Raw genomic sequence first — 23,935 nt, 5'->3', positions numbered from 1 at the left:
TTTTCCGTTTCGACTGCGCCGGAAGTGGGGCGAATTATAGACAGATATAAAACGCCGTCAATCCCTCATTTCAGTTTTATTCGGCTTTGAGCGTAATACGCGCAAATGCCTTCTTTCCAGCCTGACAAACGTGGGTAGCGCCCAGCTCGTAGATAAAGGTGCGATCGACAACCTCACCATCTATACGCACACCACCGGAACCCAACAGGTCGCGCGCGACCGCGGAGTTCTTAACCAGGCCCACCTTATTAAGTACAGCAGCAATCGGCATCGCCTCAGCCGCAGCCAATTCGATCTCTGGCAGATCATCCGGCAGCTCGCCATCCTTCATGCGGTTACCAGCCGCGCGGTGAGCACTGGCCGCAGCCTCTTCACCATGGAAGCGCGCGACGATCTCTTCCGCCAACTTGATCTTCACGTCACGAGGGTTCGCACCCGCCTCGACTTCAGCGCGCAACGCATTGATCTCATCCATCGAGCGGAAGCTCAACAGCTCGAAATAACGCCACATCAGCGCATCAGGAATCGACACAAGCTTGCCGTACATCACACCCGGCGCTTCCTGGATACCGACGTAGTTACCCAGGGACTTGGACATCTTCTTGACGCCATCCAACCCTTCCAGCAACGGCATGGTCAGAATGCACTGAGCTTCTTGCCCATACGCACGCTGCAGCTCGCGCCCCATCAGCAGGTTGAACTTCTGGTCAGTGCCGCCCAGCTCGACGTCCGCGCGCAATGCCACCGAGTCATAGCCCTGCACCAGCGGGTAGAGGAACTCGTGAATCGCGATCGGCTGATTGGTGGAATAACGCTTATCGAAGTCATCACGCTCAAGCATGCGTGCCACGGTGTATTGGGAAGTCAGGCGAATGAAGTCGGCCGGCCCCATCTGATCCATCCAGGTGGAGTTGAACGCCACCTCGGTCTTGGCCGGATCAAGAATCTTGAACACTTGAGTCTTGTAGGTCTCGGCATTATCGAGAACCTGCTCACGGGTCAGCGGCGGACGCGTTGCGCTTTTGCCGCTCGGATCACCGATCATCCCGGTGAAGTCACCTATAAGGAAGATGACTTGATGCCCCAGCTCCTGGAACTGGCGCAGCTTATTAATAAGCACGGTATGACCCAGGTGCAGATCCGGCGCGGTCGGATCGAAGCCAGCCTTAATACGCAGGGGTTGGCCACGCTTGAGCTTTTCGATCAGCTCGGCCTCGACCAACAGTTCTTCCGCACCACGTTTTATCAGCGCTAGCTGCTCTTCAACCGACTTCATAACAGACCCGCAAGGCTCAGATTCAAAAGGGAACCAACCATACAAGATCAGGGACTAATTACAAGTTTTGTCCCGCGCACGGACACCGTTCAGCAAGCCCAGCGTTCGCGAGCTTGCGCCACAGATGATTTGGTTATATTTTATACAGTTATTTCATCTTCATCATGTCATTCATCTTTTCCATTTCATCTTCAAAGTCAAAATTACCTATGACCACAGAACCGTCTAAAGCGCCGCCGCTTTACCCGAAGACCCACCTGCTCGCCGCAAGTGGTATCGCCGCCCTTCTCAGCCTGGCACTCCTGGTATTCCCTTCCAGTGACGTAGAAGCCAAACGAACATCCCTGAGCCTTGACCTGGAAAGTCCAGTTGAACAACTGACACAAGATCAAGACGCTTCCGACGCACAACAAGCCACAAACGCACCGACAGAATCTCCATTTGCACAGATAGAAACCACCCCGGAAGACACCCGGCAGGCGACTCAGGAGCCGCCTGCGCCAGTCACTCCAAAAAATCCGCTGCACCGCGAAGTGACCGTCGCCAAAGGCGACACCCTTTCAACGCTGTTTGAAAAGGTTGGTCTGCCCGCTGCTACGGTTAATGAGGTGTTGGCCAGCGATAAACAAGCCAAACAATTCACCCAGCTCAAACATGGCCAGAAGCTTGAATTCGAATTGGCTGCCGACGGTCAGCTCAAAAGCCTGCATAGCACTGTCAGCGACCTAGAAAGCATTGCCCTGACTAAAGGCACCAAAGGCTTTGCGTTCAACCGCATCACCACCAAGCCGGTGACGCGCTCCGCCTACGTGCATGGCGTCATCAACAGTTCGCTGTCACAGTCGGCTGCGCGTGCCGGCTTGTCCCACAGCATGACCATGGACATGGCCAGCGTGTTTGGCTACGACATCGACTTCGCCCAGGACATCCGTCAGGGTGACGAATTTGACGTGATTTACGAGCAGAAAGTCGCCAACGGCAAAGTCGTCGGGACCGGTGCGATTCTATCTGCGCGGTTTACCAACCGTGGCAAGACCTACACCGCAGTGCGCTACACCAACAAACAAGGCAACACCAGCTACTACACCGCCGATGGCAACAGCATGCGCAAAGCCTTCATCCGCACGCCGGTGGACTTTGCCCGCATCAGTTCGCGCTTCTCCATGGGCCGCAAGCACCCGATCCTCAACAAGATCCGCGCCCACAAAGGCGTCGACTATGCCGCCCCTCGTGGTACGCCGATCAAGGCCGCCGGTGATGGCAAAGTGTTGCTCGCCGGCCGCCGCGGTGGCTACGGCAATACCGTGATCATCCAGCACGGCAATACCTACCGTACCCTCTATGGCCACATGCAGGGGTTCGCCAAAGGCGTTTCGACCGGCAGCAACGTGAAGCAGGGCCAGGTTATCGGCTATATCGGCACCACCGGCCTGTCCACCGGCCCGCATTTGCACTATGAGTTCCAGGTGAACGGCGTCCACGTCGACCCACTGGGCCAAAAGCTGCCAATGGCCGACCCGATAGCCAAAGCCGAGCGCGCGCGCTTCCTGCAACAAAGCCAGCCATTGATGGCACGCATGGACCAGGAGCGCTCCACCCTGCTGGCCTCGGCGAAGCGCTAAGGTATGGCGCTCTATATAGGTGTGATGTCCGGGACCAGTCTTGATGGCCTGGATATCGCCCTGATCGAACAGAACCCGGCGATCAACTTGATCGGCACGCACTACATCCCCATGCCGGACGATCTGCGCACTGAGCTGTTAAGCCTGTGCGCCAGCGGCCCGGATGAGATCGCCCGTTCGGCGCTCGCCCAGCAACACTGGGTGACACTGGCGGCCAAAGGCATCCATGCCTTACTGGAACAACACGCCCTCAAGCCTCAGGACATACGCGCGATCGGCAGCCACGGCCAGACGATCCGCCATGAACCCGCTCGAGGCTTTACCGTTCAAATCGGCAACCCTGCCCTGCTCACAGAGCTGACGAGCATTACCGTCGTCAGTGATTTCCGCAGCCGCGATGTGGCCGCCGGCGGTCAAGGCGCCCCCTTGGTGCCCGCCTTTCATGAAGCCTTGTTCGGCGAACGTGCCGGCAACCGCGCCGTGCTGAATGTCGGCGGCTTCAGCAATCTCAGCCTGATCGAGACCGACAAGCCCGTAGCTGGCTTCGATTGCGGCCCGGGCAACGTGCTGCTGGATGCGTGGATCCACAATCAGCGTGGCGAGCACTTTGATCGCGATGGCCAATGGGCGGCCGGTGGCCAGGTCGAGCCTGCACTACTCAACGCTCTGCTCAGCGACCCGTTCTTCCTGACCAAAGGCCCGAAAAGCACTGGCCGCGAAGTATTCAACCTGGGATGGCTGCAACACCACCTGGCCAGATTGCCAGCGTTTCAGGCAGAGAATGTGCAAGCGACCCTGCTTGAACTGACCGCGCTGACCATCGTCGAGTCCCTGCAATCCGCACAAACCGACACCGAAACCCTGCTGGTCTGTGGCGGCGGCGCGCATAACGCCACGCTGATGAAGCGCTTGGCAGCGTTGTTGCCGTCCACTCAGGTCAGCAGCACCGCCACTTACGGCGTGGACCCCGATTGGGTTGAAGCCATGGCCTTCGCCTGGCTGGCCCATTGCTGCCTTGAGGGCATCGCCGCCAACCGCCCAAGTGTCACTGGCGCGCGTGGGCTTCGGGTATTAGGCGCGATCTATCCAGCGTAAACCTGCAGGCAGCAAAACGCCGCTTGGCCTATCAAAGCCAAGCGGCGTTTTTTTATTTGCTGAAGATCAGGCTGCTGATCAGATCGAGAACGAAGACCCGCAACCACAGGTCGTGGTGGCATTAGGGTTCTTGATCACGAAACGCGACCCTTCCAGACCTTCCTGATAATCCACCTCGGCACCCGCCAGGTATTGGAAGCTCATCGGGTCCACGACCAGGCTGACGCCCTCGCGCTCGACGATGGTGTCATCGTCGGCCACATCTTCATCGAAGGTAAAACCGTACTGAAACCCTGAACAACCGCCGCCCGTAACGAATACGCGCAGCTTCAAGCGATCATTACCCTCTTCATCGACCAGGCTCTTCACCTTGTGCGCAGCACCGTGGGTGAATTGCAAAGCCGTGGGGGTGAAGGATTCAACGCTCATGCTGATAATCTCCCGGCGTAGCGCCGCCATATGCGTAATGGCGGGCATTATCCGCTTCTCCTAGAAAAGCGGTCAACTATTGTTACGGTATATCAATCTGCGCTGCCGCCATTAAAAACACAAAAGGCCCGATCAACGGGCCTTTTGCTTAACCGCTAAACCGCCTTAAGGCAGCATGCCCGCGTGGGACAGGCCCAGCTTCTCGTCCAGGCCGAAAAGGATGTTCAGGTTCTGCACCGCCTGGCCCGACGCGCCCTTGACCAGGTTATCGATTACCGACAACACCACCACCAAATCGCCATCCTGTGGACGGTGCACGGCAATGCGACATACGTTCGCACCGCGCACGCTACGGGTTTCCGGGTGGCTGCCGGCCGGCATCACATCGACGAACGGTTCATTGGCATAACGCTTTTCGAACAGCGCCTGCAGGTCTACCGAACGGTCGACAACAGTGGCGTAGAGCGTGGAGTGAATGCCACGAATCATCGGCGTCAGGTGCGGCACGAAGGTCAGGCCCACGTCTTTACCGGCCGCGCGGCGCAGCCCCTGGCGAATTTCCGGCAAGTGACGATGCCCTTTAACCGCGTAGGCCTTCATGCTTTCCGACGTCTCGGAGTACAGCGAACCTACAGCTGCACCACGGCCGGCGCCACTCACACCCGACTTGCAGTCGGCGATCAAGCGCGAAGTGTCGGCCAGACCCGCTTCCAGCAACGGCAGGAACCCCAGCTGCGTTGCGGTCGGATAGCAACCTGGCACAGCAATCAGGCGTGCTTGCTTGATTTGCTCACGATTGACTTCCGGCAGACCGTACACCGCCTCTTCCAGCAACTCAGGCGCGCCGTGTGGCTGGCCGTACCACTTGGCCCACTCATCGGCGTCCTGCAAGCGGAAGTCGGCTGACAGGTCGATGACCTTGGTACCCGCCGCCAGCAATTCGCCGGCCAGTGCATGCGCAACCCCGTGAGGCGTGGCGAAGAACACCACATCGCACGCGCCCAGGGTCTTGATGTCCGGCACGCTGAACGCCAGGCCGTCATAGTGGCCTCGCAGGTTCGGGTACATATCGGCCACGGCCAACCCGGCCTCGGATCGGGAAGTGATGACCACCACCTCAGCTTGCGGATGCTGAGCCAACAGACGCAGCAATTCGACACCGGTGTAACCCGTGCCGCCGACGATACCGACCTTGACCATAAACCTGCCCTCAACGAACCCACTGGAAAGCCGTCGATAATAGGGGCCGTATCGTCCTGCGACAACCGTCAACGTGACGTACAGGCGCATGAGCCACTACTATCTTCAGTTACCGTGAACCTGGGAATAACTAGAAATGCTCTATCTATGGATCAAAGCCTTCCATATCGTCAGTATCGTCTGCTGGTTTGCCGGGCTGTTTTACCTGCCACGCCTGTTCGTCTACCACGCGCAAAGTGAGGACACCGTCAGCAAAGAACGCTTCAGCGTCATGGAGCGCAAGCTGTACCGCGGCATCATGGGGCCGGCAATGATCGCTACCCTGATATTCGGCGGCTGGCTGATCTACCTGAACCCGGCCATTTTTCAATCCGGTGCCTGGATCCACGCCAAACTTACCCTGGTGGTGCTGCTGATCGGCTACCACCATATGTGCGGCGCCCAAGTAAAACGTTTCGCCCGTGGCGAAAATACCCGCAGCCATGTCTTTTATCGCTGGTTCAATGAAGTGCCGGTTCTGATATTGCTGGCTATCGTAATTTTGGTCGTGGTCAAACCGTTCTAATTTCAATTACTCGGGGAACCTCCAATGTCACTGCCCGCTTCGCTCGAACAACGTCTGCGCCTACCCGTGGTGGCTGCGCCGATGTTTCTGATTTCCAACCCGCAACTCGTGCTGGCGTGCTGTCGCAATGGCGTGGTTGGGAGTTTCCCGGCACTTAACCAGCGCGAAAGCAGCGGTTTCAAGGCCTGGCTGGAGGAAATCGAAGCGGGCCTGGCACAGCTGGACAACCCCGCGCCCTATGCCGTCAACCTGATCGTGCATAACAGCAACCCAAGGCTTGAGGCCGACCTGGCGATCTGCGTCGAGCACAAGGTGCCGATCGTCATCACCAGCCTGGGCGCGGTCAAGGAGCTGGTGGATGCGGTCCACAGCTACGGTGGCCTGGTGTTTCACGACGTCACCACCCGCCGACATGCCGAGAAAGCCGCAGAAGCCGGTGTTGACGGCCTGATCGCCGTGGCAGCGGGCGCCGGTGGCCATGCCGGTACCTGGAGCCCGTTCGCGCTGATCGCCGAGATTCGCCAGTTCTTTGATAAAACCCTGCTGTTGGCCGGCTGCCTCAACCATGGGCATGAGATACTCGCAGCCCAACTGCTGGGCGCAGACCTGGCGTATTTCGGCACGCGCTTTATCGGCACCACCGAAAGCCACGCCCCGGACGCCTATAAAGAGATGCTGCTCACATCGCGCGCCGCCGACATCGTGCACACTCCTGCGGTGTCCGGCGTACCCGCAAGCTTCATGCGCCAGAGTTTGGAAAACGCCGGTTTCGACCTCGCCGCCCTGCAGGGCAAAGGCGAAGTCAACTTCGGCTCCAAGCTCAAGCCGTTAAGCGATGAGGCCAAGGCCTGGAAAACCGTATGGTCAGCCGGCCAAGGTGTAGGCCAGATTGATGATTTGCCCAGCGTCGATGAACTGATTGCCCGCCTGGATGCCGAATACCGCAAGGCACGCGAGAAGGCAGCGCAGTTGCGCTGGCCCCGTTAAACTCAATAGCAGGCCTGCCCATGTGTGCAGGCCTGCAAACCCCCTCCCTGAACAAGTGACAAGGATGCCCGCATGAGCGACAGCCGTTTCAAGATTGTGTTTGACGGAGCCCTGCTCCCGGGTGTCGAAAGCACCACCGCCAAGCTGAACCTCGCCGAGCTGTTCAAAAGTGATGTGGCAGCCATCGAAAAGCTTTTCACCGGCCGCCCGGTCGCACTCAAGCGCGACCTTTCCCGTGCCGATGCCGAAACCTACCTTACAGCGCTGAAAAACGCCGGCATCGATGCCCGTATCGAAGCCGAGCAGCCGGTAACCTTCAACCTGGCCGAAACCCACGAAACCGACGCCAGCACTGCAGACTTCTCGCGCCCTGCGGCTTCGCCCTATGCACCACCGCGTGCTGCCGTGGGTGAGTACACCGAGGAATACTCAACCCTTAAAGTGTTCACCATCCACGGTCGCATCGGCCGCTTGCGTTATCTGGCCTGGACACTGGTATTGACCCTGGCGCTGTTGGTGGCCGGTGGCATCATCAGTACCGCGAGCTTTGCCGTCGCAACCGCCTCGCCGACTGCCGGCACCATCCTCGGGGTGCTGCTGGGCTTGGCCTTGTTTGTTGCACTGGTGTGGGTGAGCGTGCAAATCGGTGTGCAACGCCTGCACGACCTGGGCTGGTCCGGCTGGCTGTACTTCCTCAACCTTGTGCCAGTGGTCAACAGCATCTTCCCAATCTTGCTGCTGGTATTGCCGGGCAATGCAGGCGCCAACCAATATGGCCCACCGCCGCCGCGCAACTCCACGGCAGTCAAAGTGTTGGCGACCCTGTGGCTGGCGTTTATTCCGGTGATGCTCGCCATTGTGGTGACGCTGGGCATGAACGGCTACCTGAACCAACTCGAAGCCAATATGGACAGCAGCTACGAAAGCAGCTCCATCACCGCCGATGACGCCACCGATCAAAGCGTCACCGTAGATGAAGAAGAAAGCGTGCAAAGTGCTGAGGACGCAGCCGAACCTGTAGACTCTCCAGAACAGTGAAGAAACGCCCCGCCGCCTGTGATGCCTCTGTCACAGGCTCGGCGGCGTTGCGATGGAGAAAGGCATGGCCCGTTACGCTCTGATCACCGGCGCCTCCAGTGGCATCGGCCTGGCTTTGGCCGAAGCACTGGCCCGTCGCGGCCGCAGCTTGATTCTGGTGGCCCGCCAGCGTGATCAGTTGGAAAGCATTGCAATTGAATTGACTCAGCGCTTCGGCGTCGAGGTGCTGTTTCGTGCCTGCGACCTGGGCGAACCCCTGCGTTTGTCCGGGTTCCTGCTGGAACTTGAAGAAGGCGAGCGGCAGATCGACCTGCTGGTCAACTGTGCCGGCATGGGCACCAGCGGGCCGTTCCTTGCCCAGGACTGGATGACCGAGCAGGACCTGATCGAAGTCAACATCCTGGCCCTCACCCGCATGTGCCACGCCCTAGGCAACGCCATGGCGCTGCATGGCGGCGGGCAGATTCTCAACGTGGCCTCGGTCGCAGCCTTCCAGCCCGGCCCCTGGATGAGCAGCTATTACGCCAGCAAGGCGTATGTGCTGCACTTCTCCGAAGGCTTGCGCGAAGAGTTGAAGACCTGCGGTATCAAGGTCTCGGTGCTGTGTCCCGGCCCCACGCGCACGGCATTTTTCGGCACCGCGCAAATGGACACCGCCAAGCTCGACCGCAGCGGTCAACTGATGAGCCCGGAAGAAGTGGCGCTCTACACCGTGCGCGCGCTGGAAAAGAACAAAGCCATCATTATTCCCGGGCGACGCAACCGCTGGCTGGCCTTCAGCCCGCGCTTGAGCCCACGCTGGCTGACCCGCAAGATTGCCGGCGCCATCAACAAGGCCTATTGCCCGCGCTGACGGCCTCGGTACACTCGTTCTACACTTTCATAATGGAGAAACAGCTGTGGATACTCTGTTCACCAAGATCATCAACAGAGAAATACCTGCGAAGATCATCTATGAAGATGACCAAGTCCTCGCCTTCCACGATATTGCCCCAATGGCACCCGTGCATTTTCTGGTCATTCCGAAAAAGCCGATCCGTACCCTCAACGACCTCACCGAAGAAGACAAAGCCCTCGCTGGCCATATTCTGTTCACCGCTCAACGGCTGGCCGTAGAGCAAGGCTGCGAGAAGGGCTTTCGCGTGGTGATGAACTGCAACGAGGATGGCGGGCAGACTGTTTATCACATCCATATGCACGTGCTGGGTCAGCGCCAGATGAACTGGCCGCCGGGCTGATTGTTGCGGGGAGTTTGCGACGGCTACGCCGTCGGGCGGGAGCAAGCTCCCTCGCCACAGGGGCAAATTGACACAGCGCAAACGCATCGCCTTCTCTTGCGGTAAACTGGCCGCCGAGATTCTTCCCGGAGGTCAGCATGACTACCCAACGTCACTACTCGCCGATTGACCGTCTGTTGCTGCAAGCCGACATGGCCATGCGCACACTGCTGCCCTTCAGCGGCCAACCGTACCGGCCTTCGCCCGCCATCGTGCAGCCCGACGCGCAGATGAGCGAGACCGACACCCGCCACGTCGCCGGCCTGATGCGCATCAACCACACCGGTGAAGTCTGTGCCCAGGCGCTGTATCAAGGCCAGGCGCTGACCGCCAAGCTGCCGCAAGTACGCGCAGCGATGGAACATGCGGCCGAAGAAGAAATCGACCACCTGGCCTGGTGCGAGCAGCGCATTCGCCAGCTCGGTAGCCATCCCAGCGTGCTCAACCCACTGTTTTATGGTTTGTCGTTCGGTATCGGCGCCGCTGCCGGCCTGATCAGCGACAAGGTCAGCCTCGGTTTTGTGGCTGCGACCGAGCATCAGGTGTGCAAACACCTGGATGAACACCTGGAACAACTGCCGGCCGAAGACGAAAAGTCGCGGGCGATTCTTGAACAGATGCGCATTGATGAAGAACACCACGCAGAAAGCGCACTGGATGCAGGCGGCTTCCGCTTCCCGGCGCCCGTGAGGTTTGGCATGAGCGTACTGGCCAAGGTCATGACCAAAAGCACCTATCGAATTTAAACAATGCCGCACAAAAAAGGGCGCCCTCAACAGGCGCCCTTTTCTATTGTCGACTGGCAATCAACCCAGCTCGATAATCTCGTAATCATGGGTGATGGCCACGCCGGCCGCGCCAAGCATGATCGATGCAGAGCAATACTTCTCGGCCGACAGCTCGATGGCACGCTTGACCTGAGCTTCCTTCAACGCCCGGCCCTTGACCACGAAATGCATGTGGATCTTGGTAAACACCTTGGGGTCTTCAGTGGCCCGCTCCGCTTCCAGGAAGGCTTCGCAGCTTTCGACGGCCTGGCGGGACTTCTTCAAGATGCTGACCACGTCGAAATTGCTGCAACCGCCAACACCGAGCAGGAGCATTTCCATCGGGCGTACACCCAGGTTACGGCCACCGGCGTCCGGCGGGCCGTCCATAACTACCACATGGCCACTGCCCGACTCACCGAGGAACATGGCCTCGCCCGCCCATTGGATGCGTGCCTTCATCGCCCAGACTCCACTGCTAAAAAAGGGTCGCCAGCTTAGCACAGGGTCTTGAACCCGCAGCGCCCGGTATGAAAACGATCAATGACAACGTTTGCCCGCTAAATTCCTTAATCGAGGCAGAATGTGTCTGTTAAGCTGGCGCCAATTCAATGGCGCATTGCCATCCTTTGTACAGCGTGTATCAATGCCATTACCGCTGGATAAAAATAATTCCAACCACACCGTGCAGTCTTTTCGGGATACAACCATGGTTGCTCTTGCTCCCACACCCAAGATCAAGAACCTCGACAAATTGTTGATGCATTGCCTGCGCCGGCGTTACCCGGCCAAGCACAACATCATTTGCGCAGGCGAACGCTCCGAGACGCTGTTCTTCATTATCAAGGGCTCGGTCACCATCCTGATTGAAGATGAAGACGGCCGCGAGATGATCATCGCGTACCTCAATACCGGGGATTTCTTCGGTGAGCTGGGGCTGTTTGAACAAGCGGGCAAAGAGCAGGAGCGCAGTGCCTGGGTGCGGGCCAAGGTTGAGTGTGAAGTCGCCGAGATCAGCTATGCCAAGTTTCGCGAACTGGCCCAACATGATCCCGACATTCTCTACGCCTTAAGCGGTCAGATTGCCCAGCGCTTGCGCGACACCACGCGCAAAGTGGGTGACCTGGCGTTCTTTGATGTCACCGGCCGCGTAGCCCGTTGCCTGCTGGAACTGTGCAAACAGCCCGACGCCATGACCCACCCCGACGGCATGCAGATCAAGGTCACGCGCCAGGAGATCGGACGCATCGTCGGGTGCTCGCGGGAAATGGTCGGTCGTGTGCTCAAGGACCTGGAAGAACGCAACCTGGTACACGTCAAAGGCAAGACGATGGTGGTGTTCGGTACGCGTTAAGCCGGCAGGAATCCGGCCAGCATCTGACGGTACAACGCGTCCAGTCGGGTGATGGCATCCGGTGCGGGAAAGGCTTCGTGCAACGCGATATGGCTGTCGGCACGCACCCGCTGATCGAGGCCGCAGGCCTCATTGAAACGATTGACCGCCGCAATCAGCTCATCGCGGTCGTTATCCAGCAACAATGCACCGTGCACCAAACCTACCGGGCGGCCGCCACTTTGTCGCCAGCGCTGGGCAGTGCCGACCATCTTGCGGCCGTTGAGGTTGACGTTATAGCGACCGTCGCAGAAGGCGCCGTCGATTTCGCCAACAGAAGCGTCACCGCCCAACTCAATCAGCAAATCACAGATCGGCTGGCACAAACGCTGATAACCGGTTTCGATGCGGCCTTGATCACCTTCGCTGCGTGGCGGCGCGTAAACCAGCGCGATATTGACCGTGGCGGCCGACTGCGGCACCGGCTCTCCGCCGGTCTCGCGCAGTAGCACCGGCCAACCGGCAGCAGCCGAAACCTGGCTGGCCGCGTCAAAAGCCGGCAAGCGGCTCAAACGGCGCGGCATCACCAAAGCCTGGTCATTTGGCTGCCAGAACAGTAGCCCGAATTCCTGTTCACCGGCGCAAACGGCCGCGAGCAAGTCTTGCTCGGCGGCAAGCCCTGCTTCAACTGTCATCGACACCGGCTCGATCATCGGACACCTACTTCTCTAAATAGACACAAATCAAATGTGGGATCTGGCTTGCCTGCTCCCACACAAGCCAGCTCCCACATGTTTACCGTATTTCAAATCAGTCGAGGGTCGAACCACTCACCGCTACGCCACGCTCCGGAAAGAACAGACGCTGCAATTCCGCACCTGGGTTCTCGGCGCGCATAAATGTCTCACCCACCAGGAACGAAAACACACCGCTGATTTCCATCAGCTCTACGTCGGCGCGGTTGACGATGCCGCTCTCGGTAATCACCAACCGATCACGCGGAATACGCGGCAACAGGTCGAGGGTATTTTCCAGGCTGACTTCAAAGGTGTGCAGGTTACGGTTATTAACCCCCACCAACGGCGTGTCGAGGGTTTTCAGCGCGCGCTCCAGCTCATCGCCATCGTGCACTTCTACCAGTACGTCCAGGCCTACGCTTTTGGCCACGGCCGCCAGCTCGGCCATCTTCACGTCGTCCAGCGCGGAGACGATCAGCAGCACGCAATCGGCGCCCAAGGCGCGGGCTTCGACGATCTGGTACGGGTCAACCATGAAGTCCTTGCGGATCACCGGCAACTTGCACGCGGCGCGGGCCTGTTGCAGGAACAGGTCGGAACCCTGGAAGAAGTCGATATCGGTCAACACGGACAGGCAGGTTGCGCCGCCCTTCTCATAGCTCTTGGCAATGTCTTCAGGAATGAAAACTTCGCGAATCACGCCTTTGCTGGGCGAAGCTTTTTTGATCTCGGCAATCACGGCAGGCTGTTTTTCCTTCGCCTGCTTGATCAGCGCAGCGGCAAAACCACGCGGCGCGTCGGCGCTTTTTGCCAAGCCCTCCAGCTCAGCCAGGCTCACACGGGCACGGCGCTCGGCCACCTCTTCAGCCTTGCGCGCGAGGATTTTTTCCAGAACGGTCGGGACACTCATCCTTCATTCTCCATTTTGAACACAGCGGTAAAGGCTCCCAGTTCTTCGAGCTTTTCGCGAGCCAGACCGGTGTGCAACGCATCGTGGGCCAAGGCGACACCTTCCTTAAGACTATAGGCGTGGTCCGCCGCGTAAAGTGCCGCGCCAGCATTCAGAACAATCATTTCTGCGGCTTTCTGGCCGTTTTCTGTCTTACGGCGCCCCAAGGCATCACGGATCAACTCCAGCGAGGCCGCCGGGCTTTCCACCGACAGGCCATGCAAGCTTTGGCTTCTCATGCCGAGGTCTTCGGGCTCGACCCAATATTCGCTGACCTGGTCATTCTTCAGCTCCGCCACGAAGGTCGGTGCCGCCAGGCTGAATTCGTCCAGGCCATCCTTGGAATGCACCACCAGCACGTGCTTGCTGCCCAGACGCTGCAACACTTCGGCCAACGGCCGGCACAGCGCCTGGCTGAACACACCGACCACCTGATGTTTCACGCCAGCCGGATTCGTAAGCGGGCCGAGCATGTTGAACAGGGTGCGCAGGCCAAGGTCCTTGCGCGGGCCGGCGGCGTGTTTCATGGCGCCGTGGTGGGACTGGGCAAACATGAAGCCAATGCCCACGCTGTCGATGCAGCGCGCCACTTGCACCGGCGTCAGGTTCAGATAAATACCAGCCGCCTCCAGCAAGTCGGCGCTGCCGCTTTTGCCCGACACCGCACGGTTACCGTGCTTGGCCACGGTGCAACCGGCTGCCGCCACCACAAAGGAGGAAGCCGTCGACACGTTGAAAATATTCGCACCGTCGCCTCCGGTGCCGACCACATCGACCACGCCGTCGAGGGTCTTGAGCTCAACCTTGTCGACCAGCTCACGCATCACTGACACGGCGCCGACGATTTCGTCGATGCTCTCGCTCTTCATGCGCATCGCCATCATGAACGCGCCGATCTGCGCGTCAGTGCATTGGCCAGTCATGATCTCGCGCATCACATCGCTCATTTCAGCGGTGCTCAGGTCCAGATGGCCGACGATACGGCTCAGGGCAGTCTTGATATCCATGGAAAGTCCTTAGCGCGTGCCGCCGCTCTGCTTGAGAAAGTTGGCGAACAGCTCGTAGCCCTGCTCGGTCAGGATTGATTCGGGGTGAAATTGCACCCCTTCGATATTCAGTGTCTTGTGACGCAGGCCCATGATCTCGTCGACCGAGCCGTCTTCCAACTGAGTCCAGGCGGTCAGCTCCAGGCACTCGGGCAGGGTTTCACGCTTGACCACCAGCGAGTGGTAGCGAGTGACTGTCACCGGTAGGTTGAGGCCGTGGAATACGCCGAGGTCTTTATGGAACACCGGGCTGGTTTTGCCATGCATCACTTGGCGCGCACGCACCACGTCACCACCAAACGCCTGGCCGATGGACTGGTGACCCAGGCACACGCCCAGGATCGGCAATTTACCGGCGAAATACTGGATGGCTTCGAGGGAGATGCCCGCTTCGGTCGGCGTGCACGGGCCAGGCGAAACCACGATGCGCTCCGGGTTCAGGGCGGCGATTTCGGCGACCGTCAGTTCGTCGTTGCGCACCACCTTAACCTCGGCACCCAGCTCGCCCAGGTACTGCACAACGTTGTAGGTAAAGGAATCGTAGTTATCAATCATCAGCAACATGTGGGTTCAAACCTCTTGAATTCACTGATTTCGAATGACCGCCTTCCAAGAGAGTGTCCCGCTGCCAGACGCACGTTCCGGTTGCCGGGGTGAGCCGGCAAGGGGCGTCAAACAAAGGGTGAAGAAGGCAAATCGGTACAGGTCCGGCCGAGCCGGCAGAGAAAAATGTCAGGCGCGCCAACGCCAACGGGCGTGTGCCTTGACTACTCGCATCAAGAGTTTGCTGATGATCAACACGGGGAGGGTCTCATTCATACGTTCAGGCACAGTAACGTAGCCTCGCCAGCGGTGCAATATGGAGCAGCGATTCCGGGAGTCACCACCGAGTATTTGTAAGAAAAAACTGTTTTCTTCGAATAAAACCCTCACTACATTGCTAGTGTTTCGCTTCCGACACAAAAACAACTAAATGGAATTTCGCATGCTCAGACCACCGTTTTTTGCGCCCCTTGCCGGCTGCCTCCTGTCACTGGCCTGCGCGCAGGCGTTTGCAGCACCTTCACCTTACTCAACCATGGTCGTGTTCGGCGACAGCCTGGCCGACGCCGGCCAGTTCCCCGATGGCTCGGCCGGCGCCACCTTGCGCTTTACCAACCGCACCGGGCCGACATTCCAGGGCGATTATGGCCTGGTGTCATCTACGCTTTTGGGCGGCAAGCTGGGCGTGGCACCCAACGACCTGAACGCCTCAACCTCGCCGGTACGTGCCGCCCAAGGTTTGCCGGATGGTAATAACTGGGCGGTCGGCGGCTACCGTACCGACAATATCCTGGACTCCATCACCTCGGTCTCCAATGCGGCGATCCCGCCCGGCAACGCCGGTGGTGGCACCGTACTGCGCAGCCGTCAGGGTTATCTGCCGGCCAACGGCGGGCGGGCTGACCCGAACGCGTTGTATTTCCTATCCGGTGGCGGCAATGACTTTCTGCAAGGACGCGTCCTCAGCCCGGGCCAGGCCGTGGCCGCCGGCGGGCGCCTGGCCGACAGCGCCCAAGCCCTGCAACAGGCCGGCGCGCGCTACATCATGGTGTGGATGCTGCCCGACCTGGGCTTGACACCCGCCATCAACGGCACGCCCGCGCAAGGCGCCAGCTCGGCCCTGAGCAGCATTTTCAACCAGGCGCTGGTGCAGCGCCTGTCGCAGATCGACGCCCAGGTCATCCCGCTGAACATCCCGTTACTGCTCAATGAAACCTTCGCCAACCCTGCGCGCTTTGGCCTGGCCACCGGGCAAAACCTCACAGGCACCTGCTTCAGCGGCAACGGCTGCACCGCCAACCCGGTGTATGGCATTGGCGGCGCCACCCCGGACCCGACCAAGCTGATCTATAACGACTCGGTGCACCCCACCATCGCCGGGCAACAGTTGATCGCCGACTACGCCTACTCGCTGCTCGCCGCGCCGTGGGAAGTGACCTTGCTGCCGGAGATGGCCCAGGGCACCTTGCGCGCCCACCAGGATGAGCTGCGCAACCAGTGGCAAGCCGACAATGGCAACTGGCAGGCCGTCGGCCAATGGCGCGCGATTGTCGCCGGTGGTGGCCAGCATTTGGACTTTGATGATCAACGCAGTTCGGCCAGCGGCGACGGCAGTGGCTACAACGTGAACGTCGGCGGCAGCTATCGCCTCGACGAAAACTGGCGCGTCGGCGTGGCCGCCGGCTTGTATCGCCAGACACTCGAAGCCGGCGCCCGCGATTCGGACTACAAGCTCAACAGCTACATGGGCACGGCCTTTGCGCAATATCAGCAAAACCATTGGTGGGCCGATGCGGCGTTGACCGGCGGCAAGCTGGACTTCGACAGCCTCAAGCGCAAGTTCGCCCTGGGCGTCAGCGAAGGCGCCGAAAAAGGCGACACCGATGGCTGGCTCTGGGCCTTGAGCGGCCGTTTGGGTTATGACATTGCCGGCGCCGGCAGCGACTGGCATTTGTCACCGTTCATCAGCGCGGACTATTCGCGGGTCGAAGTCGATGGTTATTCGGAAAAGGACAACCGCTCCACCGCGCTGACCTTCGATGACCAGCAACGCGACTCCAAACGCCTGGGCGTCGGCCTGCAGGGCAGCTACCGGATTACGCCGCAAACCCAAGTGTTTGGCGAAGTGGCCCACGAGCATGAGTTCGAAAACGACACCCAGAAGGTAAAGATGTCGCTCAACAGCGTGCCAGGCATCGACTTCAAGCTGGACGGCTACACGCCGCGCAGCAATTCGGACCGATTGAGTCTGGGGGTCAGCCACAAGCTGACTCAGGAGCTGGCGCTACGGGCGGCGTATAACGTGAGGAAGGATGACAGCTTTACCCAGCAAGGCGTCAGTGTGGGGGTGAGTCTGGATTTCTAAGCGGATCTTAAACGCCCCACAAAACAACTGTGGGAGCTGGCTTGCCTGCTCCCACAGGTTATCCAATGTCTGACTTTAGCTTTGCGGCGTTTGCTCTGCCAACGCCACCGCCCGGAACATCGCGCGGCGTTTGTTCAGGGTTTCTTCCCATTCCAGGGCCGGCACCGAGTCAGCCACAATCCCGCCACCCGCCTGCACATGCAGCTCGCCGTCCTTGATCACGGCGGTGCGGATCGCAATCGCAGTGTCCATATTGCCGTTCCAGGCGAAATATCCCACGGCGCCGCCATACACACCACGCTTGACCGGCTCCAGTTCGTCGATGATCTCCATCGCGCGAATCTTCGGCGCGCCCGACAAAGTGCCCGCCGGCAGAATCGCCCGCAGTGCGTCCATCGCGGTCAACCCGGCTTTCAGCTCGCCGGTGACGTTGGACACAATGTGCATCACGTTGGAATACCGCTCGATGACCATCTTCTCGGTGAGCTTCACCGAACCGATTTCCGAAACCCGCCCGGTGTCGTTGCGGCCCAGGTCGATCAGCATCAAGTGTTCGGCAATTTCCTTGTCGTCACTCAGCAGGTCTTCTTCCAGCGCCAGGTCGGCCTCTTCGGTCGCGCCACGCGGGCGTGTGCCGGCTATCGGGCGCACGGTGATCAGGTTGTCTTCGACCCGCACCAGCACTTCCGGCGAGCTACCCACCACGTGGAAGTCGCCGAAGTTGAAGAAGTACATGTACGGCGTCGGGTTGAAGCACCGCAGCGCGCGGTACAGATCAATTGGCGCCGCCTTGAAGTCGATGGACATGCGTTGCGACGGCACTACCTGCATGCAGTCACCGGCAAGGATGTATTCCTTGATGGTGTCGACCGCGCGCTCGTAGTCATCCTGGGTAAAGCTTGAACGAAAGATCGGGTCGGCGGCCGGCGGACGGCTGAGGTCCAGGCCACGGCGTGGGGTGATCGGCTGACGCAGTTTCTCCAGCAATGCCTCAAGGCTAGCCTGGCCTTGCTCGAAGGCATCGGCCTGGGACGGGTCGGCGAGGACAATCGCGTGCATCTTGCCGGCGAGGTTGTCGAACACCACCACCGCGTCGGAGACCATCAGCAGAATGTCCGGCACGCCCAGCGGGTCCGGGTTCGGGCATTTGCCCAGGCGTTTTTCTACGTAGCGCACGCAGTCGTAGCCGAAATACCCCACCAGGCCACCGTTGAAACGCGGCAGGCCGGGAATGGTCGGCACGTTGTAGCGCGCCTTGAAGGTTTCGACGAACGCCAGCGGGTCTTCCACGTCATGGCTTTCGATCTCGACGCCATCATGGGTGATGCTCACATGGTGGTCATGCACACGCAGCACGGTGCGGCACGGCAGGCCGATGATCGAGTAACGGCCCCACTTCTCGCCGCCCTGCACCGATTCGAGCAGGTAGGAATTGGGCTTGTCGGCCAGTTTGAGGTAGATCGACAGCGGCGTATCGAAGTCAGCCAGGGTTTCGCAGGCCATGGGGATACGGTTATAGCCGGCAGTGGCCAAACGCAGGAATTCTTCGCGGATCATGAGGTGCCTCGTGGCTTGAGGGTCAAACGGTCAGGTGTGCAAACGTGCCGCAACGCGGCCAGGATCAGTCAGGCGCGCCAACGCCAGCGGGCCAGGGCCTTGATGACTTTCATCCAGAGTTTGCGAGTGACCACCACGATGGAATTTCCAGAAGGGGTTGATTCGATGTCGGGCAACGTTATCTCAGCGCCCGCTCCCAAGCAACCGGGGATTAGCAGTCGCAGATCATCAATGACCAGCGCCGGCGATTCTTCGGCGATCGGCCGGCCATGGTTGTAGCCGTAGCTCAGCGCCACACACTGCACGCCAGCGGCTTTGGCGGCCAGCACATCACTGCGCGAATCGCCGACAAACAACGATTGCGAGGCCGGGATATTGGCCATTTTCATTACGAAGAACAGCGCCGCCGGGTCAGGCTTTTTCTGCGGCAAGGTGTCGCCGCCGATGATCCAGCGGAAATACCGGCCGATTTTCATCTGGTCCAACAGCGGCGCGACAAAGCGCTCCGGCTTGTTGGTGATCAGCGCCATCTCCACGCCTTGCTTGTGCAGCCACTTGAGCGTATCGCGCACGCCGGGGTAAACCACGGTGAGCTCATGGCTGCTTTCATAGGCAACATTGAAGAGTTCCAGGGCGTGCTCGGCCTCAACCTCATCCACACCTTCGGCATCAATATGGTTGGCCAAGGCCCGGCGCACCAGCATCTGCGCGCCGTTGCCGACCCACTCACGCACCGCCTCGATGCCCGCCGGCTTTCGCCCCAGCTTGAGCAGCATCTCGTCCACCGCCGCCGCCAGGTCTGGCACCGAATCGATCAACGTACCGTCCAGATCGAACATCACCAGCCGTGGCAGTTTGCCGGGGAACAACTGCTCAAAACCGCTCATGGACGCGCCAGCGCCAGTTCGGCCCGCATCTTGTCGATGACTTCCTGGTAGTTGGGGGCGTTGAAGATCGCCGAGCCAGCCACAAAGGTGTCAGCGCCAGCGGCGGCGATTTCGCGAATATTGTTGACGTTGACCCCACCGTCGATTTCCAGGCGGATATCACGGCCCGACGCATCGATCAGCGCACGGGCTTCGCGCAGCTTGTTCAGCGTGCCGGGGATGAACTTCTGCCCGCCGAAGCCCGGGTTGACGCTCATCAGCAAGACCATGTCGACCTTGTCCATCACGTACTCCAGCACGCTCAACGGCGTGGCCGGGTTGAACACCAGGCCGGCCTTGCAACCGCCTTCGCGGATCAGTTGCAGGGTGCGGTCGACGTGCAGCGTGGCTTCCGGGTGGAAGGTGATGTAGGTGGCACCGGCCTCGATGAAGTCACCGACGATGCGATCCACCGGGCTGACCATCAAGTGCGCATCGATCGGCGCAGTGATGCCGTACTTGCGCAGTGCCGCGCAGACCATCGGGCCGATAGTCAGGTTGGGCACATAGTGGTTGTCCATGACATCGAAGTGCACGAAGTCGGCACCGGCGGCCAATACCTTGTCCACTTCCTCACCCAGGCGGGCGAAGTCGGCGGAGAGAATCGATGGAGCGATAACGAAGGGCTGCATGACGCACCTTTTTGAGCTAAATCACGATGGCGCGCATTGTATACCTCATGCTTTACCCAGCACACCGTGACCTAACTCAATGGTCAGTAAGCCGCCCGGTAGATTTTCTCGATATCCGCCGCGCTGAGCTTGCGCGGGTTGTTGCGCATCAGGCGTTCAATGCCCGCGGCTTCCGTCGCCATGGCGGGGATCGCGTCTTCCGGCACACCAAAGCTGCGCAGCCCTGCCGGGATTTCCACGGCGGCACATAGCCGCGTCATCGCCTCGACCGCCTGATCGGCGGCGTCGTTGACGCTGAGCCCGGCGGTATTCACGCCCATGGCTTGGGCAATGTCCTGCATGCGCTCCACGCAGGCCAGTTTGTTCCAGTGCATCACGTAGGGCAGCAACAGCGCATTGCTCACGCCGTGAGCAATATTGAATCGCCCGCCCAGCGGGTACGCCAAGGCATGCACTGCACCGACGCCAGCATTGCCGAACGCCATGCCGGCCATCAGGCTGGCGGTGGCCATATCATCGCGGGCCTGCAGGTTGGCAGGGTTGGCGTAGGCCTTGGGCAGCGCATTGGCAATCAGTTTGATCGCGCCGATGGCCAGCGCGTCAGTGATCGGCGAGGCATTCAGCGACAGGTAGGACTCGATGGCATGCACCAGCGCATCCACGCCACTGGCGGCGGTGACACTGCGCGGGCACGTGAGGGTCATTTGCGGGCTGATCAGCGCAACATCCGGCAATAAGTAATCGCTGACGATGCCTTTTTTCAGTTGTGCGGCCTTGTCGGAGAGAATCGCCACATTGGTCACCTCCGAACCGGTGCCGGCCGTGGTCGGGATGGCGATCAGCGGCGGGCCTTTGCGCGGCACCTGGTCGACGCCGAACAAGTCCGCCAGCGCGCCGTGGTAACCGGCATAGGCCGCGACACTCTTGGCGATGTCGATGGCACTGCCACCGCCCACGCCGATCAGGCCGTCATGCCCGCCCTCGCGGTACACGCGCATGCAGTCCTCGACGATCGCGATTTCCGGGTCGGGCAGCACACGGTCGAAAATCTCATAAGTGCGCTCGCCCAGGTGCTCGAGCGCCAGCGCCACGGTGCCGGACTTGACCAGCGCGGCATCGGTAACGATCAACGGGTTATCCACATCAAGACGCGTGAGCTCGGCGGCCAGTTGTTCGATGGCGCCAGCGCCGGTCAGCAGTTTGTGGGCGATCTTGAATGAGGAAGTACTCATGTGCGCGGCCTCTTATTAATGATGGGCTGGCACAAGAATAGCCGGGTATTTCAGGTTGCCCAGCATTCACGCACTGAATGGCTCGGTCGGTGTGGGAGCTGGCTTGCCTGCGATGCGACCGCCTCGGTTTTCCTGACATACCGAGTTGATGCTATCGCAGGCAAGCCAGCTCCCACATTTGATCCGGTTTCGACCTTTAGACTTGCGCGGTGCGCAGTTTCTCGCTGCGGCCTCGCAGCCACTCAAGGGTCAGCAACAGCAGCACCGAGAACGCAATCAGCAAGGTTGCCGCTGCGGCAATCGTCGGGCTTAAATTTTCGCGGATGCCGCTGAACATCTGGCGCGGCAAAGTCGCTTGCTCGGGGCCGGCGAGAAACAGCGTCACTACCACTTCATCAAAGGACGTCGAGAAGGCAAACAATGCCCCGGAAATCACCCCAGGCGCGATCAACGGCAAGGTCACACGGCGAAACGCGGTCAGCGGCGAGGCGCCCAGGCTGGCCGCCGCCCGCACCAGGTTGTGGTTGAAGCCCTGCAACGTGGCCGACACGGTGATGATCACAAACGGCACACCCAGCACGGCATGTACCACAATCAGCGAGAGGAAGCTGTTGCCCAGCCCCAGTGGCGCAAAGAACAGATAGCTGGCCACGCCAATGATCACCACAGGCACCACCATCGGCGAAATCACCAAGGCCATGACCAACGCCTTGCCGGGAAAGTTGCCGCGCGTCAGGCCAATCGCCGCCAGCGTACCGAACACCATCGCCAGCACCGTGGCCGCCGGGGCCACAATGATGCTGTTCTTCAATGCACGCATCCACTCGGCCGAGGCGAAGAAGTCCTGATACCAGTGCAGCGAGAAGCCTTGCAGCGGGTACACCAGGAAACTGCCGCTGTTGAACGACAGCGGGATAATCACCAGCACCGGCAAGATCAGGAACAGCAGGATCAAGCCACACAGGATCCGCAAGCTGTAGAACCACACCCGCTCCACGGGTGACATATAAGGGCTCAGCATCGCCAACTCTCCTCAGCTCAGGCGCAGGCGACTGGCGCCGACCAGACGGTTGTAGATCAGGTACAGCACGACGGTCGCCAGCAGCAGCAAGCCGCCCAGCGCCGTGGCCATACCCCAATTGATGCTGGTGTTGGTGTAGAACGCGACGAAATAGCTGACCATCTGGTCGTTCGGGCTGCCGAGCAGCGCCGGGGTGATGTAGTAACCAATCGCCAGGATAAACACCAGCAGGCAACCGGCGCCGACACCGGCATAAGTCTGCGGGAAGTACACACGCCAGAAACTGGCAAACGGGTGGCAACCCAGGGAAATCGCTGCACGCATATACGTGGGCGAGATGCCTTTCATCACGCTGTAAATCGGCAAAATCATGAAGGGCAACAGGATGTGCACCATCGAGATGTAAACCCCGGTGCGGTTAAACACCAGCTCCATGGGTTTATCGATCAGCCCCATGCCCATCAATGCGCTGTTGATCAACCCACCGGACTGCAGCAATACAATCCACGCCGCCACCCTTACCAGGATTGAGGTCCAGAACGGCAGCAATACCAGAATCATCAGCAGGTTACTTTTGCGTGCCGGGAGGTTGGCCAGCAAATAGGCCAACGGGTAGGCCAGCAGCAGGCAGATGAAGGTAATCACCAAGCCCATCCAGAACGTGCGGGCGAAGATGTCCAGGTAGATGGCCTGGTCAGGCGTGGCCGGGGCCACTTCGCCAAGGTCATTGATACGGTGATCGACAGCCGCCAGCAGGTAGTACGGCGTGAGGCTGCTGGTATTACGCCGGATCGCCTGCCAGTACGCCGGGTCGCCCCAGCGTTCGTCGAGGTTTTCCAACGCTTCCTTATAAGAGGCGGGCGCTTCGGTAAACGGCAGCGCCCGCGCGGTTTTGGTCAACAGGCTGCGGTAGCCGGCCAGTTCCATGTTCAAGCGTTTGGACAAGTCGCCCAGCGTCTGGTTTTTACGCGCTTCACCCAGGTCTTCGCTGAGCGCCTGATACACCGGTTCACCCGGCAGGCCGCGACCGTCCCAGGTCTTGACCGCCACCACGGTACGCGGCAAACCGCCCACCACTTCCGGGTTGCCGACGCTTTTGTAAAGCAGCGCAACAATCGGCACCAGGAACACCAGCAGCAAAAACAGCACCAGCGGCGCAATCAAGGCCTGGGCCTTCCAGCGATTGAGCCGCTCGGCACGCGCCAGGCGCTGCTTGAGGGTGGGGCTGGGAATGGCGATAACCATGGCAAACTCCGGAAATCTTCTAAGAGTTCCCTGTGAGCGGTGCTTTTTTGTGGGAGCTGGCTTGCCTGCGATGGGATCGCCTCGGTGTCACTC

The 23,935-nt window shown here is 59.9% G+C and carries 24 protein-coding genes; 10 read left to right on the top strand and 14 right to left on the bottom strand.

Features of this window, described 5'->3' with window-relative positions; genetic code table 11:
- Positions 1-76 precede the first annotated feature (76 nt).
- Positions 77-1,276, bottom strand: a complete 1,200-nt coding sequence (gene tyrS, locus FEM54_RS02330; protein WP_138449323.1) for a tyrosine--tRNA ligase — start codon at positions 1,274-1,276, stop codon at positions 77-79.
- A 209-nt stretch (positions 1,277-1,485) separates the two neighbouring features.
- Here tyrS and FEM54_RS02325 point away from each other — a divergent pair, with 209 nt between their 5' ends.
- A complete protein-coding gene (locus tag FEM54_RS02325) occupies positions 1,486-2,898 on the top strand; it encodes a peptidoglycan DD-metalloendopeptidase family protein (protein WP_017138095.1) in 1,413 nt (470 codons plus the stop codon).
- A 3-nt stretch (positions 2,899-2,901) separates the two neighbouring features.
- Entirely contained in the window at positions 2,902-3,993 is a 1,092-nt protein-coding gene (locus tag FEM54_RS02320; RefSeq protein ID WP_138449321.1) for an anhydro-N-acetylmuramic acid kinase, read from the top strand.
- 78 nt (positions 3,994-4,071) lie between these two features.
- Here FEM54_RS02320 and erpA read toward each other — a convergent pair whose 3' ends face one another.
- Entirely contained in the window at positions 4,072-4,422 is a 351-nt protein-coding gene (erpA, locus tag FEM54_RS02315) for an iron-sulfur cluster insertion protein ErpA (protein ID WP_003176443.1), read from the bottom strand.
- Between the two features lie 165 nt (positions 4,423-4,587).
- On the bottom strand, positions 4,588-5,622 hold the full coding sequence (argC, locus tag FEM54_RS02310) for an N-acetyl-gamma-glutamyl-phosphate reductase (RefSeq protein WP_017138092.1): 1,035 nt from the start codon (positions 5,620-5,622) through the stop codon (positions 4,588-4,590).
- A 136-nt stretch (positions 5,623-5,758) separates the two neighbouring features.
- Between argC and hemJ the strand changes: the two genes are divergently transcribed.
- The 6 genes from hemJ to coq7 all read left to right on the top strand — a co-directional run bounded on the left by hemJ (position 5,759) and on the right by coq7 (position 10,235).
- Entirely contained in the window at positions 5,759-6,187 is a 429-nt protein-coding gene (hemJ, locus tag FEM54_RS02305; RefSeq protein WP_017138091.1) for a protoporphyrinogen oxidase HemJ, read from the top strand.
- A 24-nt stretch (positions 6,188-6,211) separates the two neighbouring features.
- Positions 6,212-7,174: an NAD(P)H-dependent flavin oxidoreductase gene (locus FEM54_RS02300; protein ID WP_138449319.1), complete on the top strand. Its 963-nt coding sequence runs from the start codon at positions 6,212-6,214 to the stop codon at positions 7,172-7,174.
- Positions 7,175-7,246: 72 nt separating this feature from the next.
- On the top strand, positions 7,247-8,212 hold the full coding sequence (locus FEM54_RS02295; protein WP_138449317.1) for a DUF805 domain-containing protein: 966 nt from the start codon (positions 7,247-7,249) through the stop codon (positions 8,210-8,212).
- Positions 8,213-8,276: 64 nt separating this feature from the next.
- Positions 8,277-9,065, top strand: coding sequence for an SDR family NAD(P)-dependent oxidoreductase (locus FEM54_RS02290; RefSeq protein WP_138449315.1), 789 nt, complete (start codon positions 8,277-8,279; stop codon positions 9,063-9,065).
- Between the two features lie 46 nt (positions 9,066-9,111).
- Positions 9,112-9,450: a histidine triad nucleotide-binding protein gene (locus FEM54_RS02285; protein ID WP_003210943.1), complete on the top strand. Its 339-nt coding sequence runs from the start codon at positions 9,112-9,114 to the stop codon at positions 9,448-9,450.
- A gap of 137 nt (positions 9,451-9,587) precedes the next feature.
- Positions 9,588-10,235: a 2-polyprenyl-3-methyl-6-methoxy-1,4-benzoquinone monooxygenase gene (gene coq7 / locus FEM54_RS02280; protein WP_017138087.1), complete on the top strand. Its 648-nt coding sequence runs from the start codon at positions 9,588-9,590 to the stop codon at positions 10,233-10,235.
- Positions 10,236-10,295: 60 nt separating this feature from the next.
- Here coq7 and FEM54_RS02275 read toward each other — a convergent pair whose 3' ends face one another.
- The gene (locus FEM54_RS02275; protein ID WP_017138086.1) at positions 10,296-10,718 is read right to left on the bottom strand and encodes an OsmC family protein; all 423 of its coding nucleotides are present in this window, start codon (positions 10,716-10,718) and stop codon (positions 10,296-10,298) included.
- A gap of 247 nt (positions 10,719-10,965) precedes the next feature.
- Here FEM54_RS02275 and crp point away from each other — a divergent pair, with 247 nt between their 5' ends.
- Entirely contained in the window at positions 10,966-11,610 is a 645-nt protein-coding gene (crp, locus tag FEM54_RS02270; protein ID WP_138449313.1) for a cAMP-activated global transcriptional regulator CRP, read from the top strand.
- Here the strand turns inward: crp and FEM54_RS02265 are convergent.
- From FEM54_RS02265 to FEM54_RS02250, 4 genes are all read right to left on the bottom strand, one after another.
- Positions 11,607-12,302: a lipoate--protein ligase family protein gene (locus tag FEM54_RS02265; RefSeq protein WP_099550430.1), complete on the bottom strand. Its 696-nt coding sequence runs from the start codon at positions 12,300-12,302 to the stop codon at positions 11,607-11,609. The genes crp and FEM54_RS02265 overlap by 4 nt on opposite strands.
- A 97-nt stretch (positions 12,303-12,399) precedes the next feature.
- Positions 12,400-13,236, bottom strand: a complete 837-nt coding sequence (gene trpC, locus FEM54_RS02260; RefSeq protein WP_017138083.1) for an indole-3-glycerol phosphate synthase TrpC — start codon at positions 13,234-13,236, stop codon at positions 12,400-12,402.
- Positions 13,233-14,282: an anthranilate phosphoribosyltransferase gene (gene trpD, locus FEM54_RS02255; protein WP_138449311.1), complete on the bottom strand. Its 1,050-nt coding sequence runs from the start codon at positions 14,280-14,282 to the stop codon at positions 13,233-13,235. Before trpD ends, trpC begins: the two co-directional genes overlap by 4 nt.
- Before the next feature lie 9 nt (positions 14,283-14,291).
- Positions 14,292-14,885 (bottom strand): aminodeoxychorismate/anthranilate synthase component II, encoded by a 594-nt coding sequence (locus FEM54_RS02250; protein ID WP_053258301.1) that lies wholly within the window; start codon positions 14,883-14,885, stop codon positions 14,292-14,294.
- 421 nt (positions 14,886-15,306) lie between these two features.
- Here FEM54_RS02250 and estP point away from each other — a divergent pair, with 421 nt between their 5' ends.
- The gene (gene estP / locus FEM54_RS02245) at positions 15,307-17,229 is read left to right on the top strand and encodes an esterase EstP (RefSeq protein ID WP_138449309.1); all 1,923 of its coding nucleotides are present in this window, start codon (positions 15,307-15,309) and stop codon (positions 17,227-17,229) included.
- 75 nt (positions 17,230-17,304) lie between these two features.
- Here the strand turns inward: estP and trpE are convergent, their stop codons facing one another.
- The 6 genes from trpE to FEM54_RS02215 all read right to left on the bottom strand — a co-directional run bounded on the left by trpE (position 17,305) and on the right by FEM54_RS02215 (position 23,842).
- The gene (trpE, locus tag FEM54_RS02240; RefSeq protein WP_017138079.1) at positions 17,305-18,786 is read right to left on the bottom strand and encodes an anthranilate synthase component I; all 1,482 of its coding nucleotides are present in this window, start codon (positions 18,784-18,786) and stop codon (positions 17,305-17,307) included.
- Between the two features lie 68 nt (positions 18,787-18,854).
- Positions 18,855-19,673, bottom strand: coding sequence for a phosphoglycolate phosphatase (locus FEM54_RS02235; protein WP_138449307.1), 819 nt, complete (start codon positions 19,671-19,673; stop codon positions 18,855-18,857).
- Entirely contained in the window at positions 19,670-20,344 is a 675-nt protein-coding gene (gene rpe / locus FEM54_RS02230) for a ribulose-phosphate 3-epimerase (RefSeq protein ID WP_017138077.1), read from the bottom strand. Before rpe ends, FEM54_RS02235 begins: the two co-directional genes overlap by 4 nt.
- An 83-nt stretch (positions 20,345-20,427) precedes the next feature.
- Positions 20,428-21,576: an iron-containing alcohol dehydrogenase gene (locus FEM54_RS02225; RefSeq protein WP_017138076.1), complete on the bottom strand. Its 1,149-nt coding sequence runs from the start codon at positions 21,574-21,576 to the stop codon at positions 20,428-20,430.
- 196 nt (positions 21,577-21,772) lie between these two features.
- On the bottom strand, positions 21,773-22,597 hold the full coding sequence (locus FEM54_RS02220; protein ID WP_017138075.1) for an ABC transporter permease: 825 nt from the start codon (positions 22,595-22,597) through the stop codon (positions 21,773-21,775).
- A 12-nt stretch (positions 22,598-22,609) separates the two neighbouring features.
- The gene (locus tag FEM54_RS02215) at positions 22,610-23,842 is read right to left on the bottom strand and encodes an ABC transporter permease (RefSeq protein WP_017138074.1); all 1,233 of its coding nucleotides are present in this window, start codon (positions 23,840-23,842) and stop codon (positions 22,610-22,612) included.
- Positions 23,843-23,935: the final 93 nt, after the last annotated feature.

The organism is Pseudomonas edaphica, assembly GCF_005863185.1.
Taxonomy (GTDB): Bacteria; Pseudomonadota; Gammaproteobacteria; order Pseudomonadales; family Pseudomonadaceae; genus Aquipseudomonas; species Aquipseudomonas edaphica.
The sequence above is the reverse complement of the archived record's forward strand: the minus strand, read 5'-3'. Positions and strand labels throughout refer to the sequence as shown.

Excerpts from the sequence above, each read along its gene's own strand:
- tyrS (WP_138449323.1), bottom strand. The coding sequence starts at position 1,276 with ATGAAGTCGGTTGAAGAGCAGCTAGCGCTGATAAAACGTGGTGCGGAA.
- coq7 (WP_017138087.1), top strand. The coding sequence starts at position 9,588 with ATGACTACCCAACGTCACTACTCGCCGATTGACCGTCTGTTGCTGCAA.
- argC (WP_017138092.1), bottom strand. The coding sequence starts at position 5,622 with ATGGTCAAGGTCGGTATCGTCGGCGGCACGGGTTACACCGGTGTCGAA.
- FEM54_RS02295 (WP_138449317.1), top strand. The coding sequence starts at position 7,247 with ATGAGCGACAGCCGTTTCAAGATTGTGTTTGACGGAGCCCTGCTCCCG.
- FEM54_RS02220 (WP_017138075.1), bottom strand. The coding sequence starts at position 22,597 with ATGCTGAGCCCTTATATGTCACCCGTGGAGCGGGTGTGGTTCTACAGC.
- FEM54_RS02235 (WP_138449307.1), bottom strand. The coding sequence starts at position 19,673 with ATGAGCGGTTTTGAGCAGTTGTTCCCCGGCAAACTGCCACGGCTGGTG.
- FEM54_RS02290 (WP_138449315.1), top strand. The coding sequence starts at position 8,277 with ATGGCCCGTTACGCTCTGATCACCGGCGCCTCCAGTGGCATCGGCCTG.
- trpC (WP_017138083.1), bottom strand. The coding sequence starts at position 13,236 with ATGAGTGTCCCGACCGTTCTGGAAAAAATCCTCGCGCGCAAGGCTGAA.
- rpe (WP_017138077.1), bottom strand. The coding sequence starts at position 20,344 with ATGCAGCCCTTCGTTATCGCTCCATCGATTCTCTCCGCCGACTTCGCC.
- FEM54_RS02300 (WP_138449319.1), top strand. The coding sequence starts at position 6,212 with ATGTCACTGCCCGCTTCGCTCGAACAACGTCTGCGCCTACCCGTGGTG.
- trpD (WP_138449311.1), bottom strand. The coding sequence starts at position 14,282 with ATGGATATCAAGACTGCCCTGAGCCGTATCGTCGGCCATCTGGACCTG.
- FEM54_RS02275 (WP_017138086.1), bottom strand. The coding sequence starts at position 10,718 with ATGAAGGCACGCATCCAATGGGCGGGCGAGGCCATGTTCCTCGGTGAG.
- hemJ (WP_017138091.1), top strand. The coding sequence starts at position 5,759 with ATGCTCTATCTATGGATCAAAGCCTTCCATATCGTCAGTATCGTCTGC.
- FEM54_RS02215 (WP_017138074.1), bottom strand. The coding sequence starts at position 23,842 with ATGGTTATCGCCATTCCCAGCCCCACCCTCAAGCAGCGCCTGGCGCGT.
- crp (WP_138449313.1), top strand. The coding sequence starts at position 10,966 with ATGGTTGCTCTTGCTCCCACACCCAAGATCAAGAACCTCGACAAATTG.
- FEM54_RS02325 (WP_017138095.1), top strand. The coding sequence starts at position 1,486 with ATGACCACAGAACCGTCTAAAGCGCCGCCGCTTTACCCGAAGACCCAC.
- trpE (WP_017138079.1), bottom strand. The coding sequence starts at position 18,786 with ATGATCCGCGAAGAATTCCTGCGTTTGGCCACTGCCGGCTATAACCGT.
- FEM54_RS02265 (WP_099550430.1), bottom strand. The coding sequence starts at position 12,302 with ATGATCGAGCCGGTGTCGATGACAGTTGAAGCAGGGCTTGCCGCCGAG.
- FEM54_RS02320 (WP_138449321.1), top strand. The coding sequence starts at position 2,902 with ATGGCGCTCTATATAGGTGTGATGTCCGGGACCAGTCTTGATGGCCTG.
- estP (WP_138449309.1), top strand. The coding sequence starts at position 15,307 with ATGCTCAGACCACCGTTTTTTGCGCCCCTTGCCGGCTGCCTCCTGTCA.
- erpA (WP_003176443.1), bottom strand. The coding sequence starts at position 4,422 with ATGAGCGTTGAATCCTTCACCCCCACGGCTTTGCAATTCACCCACGGT.
- FEM54_RS02225 (WP_017138076.1), bottom strand. The coding sequence starts at position 21,576 with ATGAGTACTTCCTCATTCAAGATCGCCCACAAACTGCTGACCGGCGCT.
- FEM54_RS02250 (WP_053258301.1), bottom strand. The coding sequence starts at position 14,885 with ATGTTGCTGATGATTGATAACTACGATTCCTTTACCTACAACGTTGTG.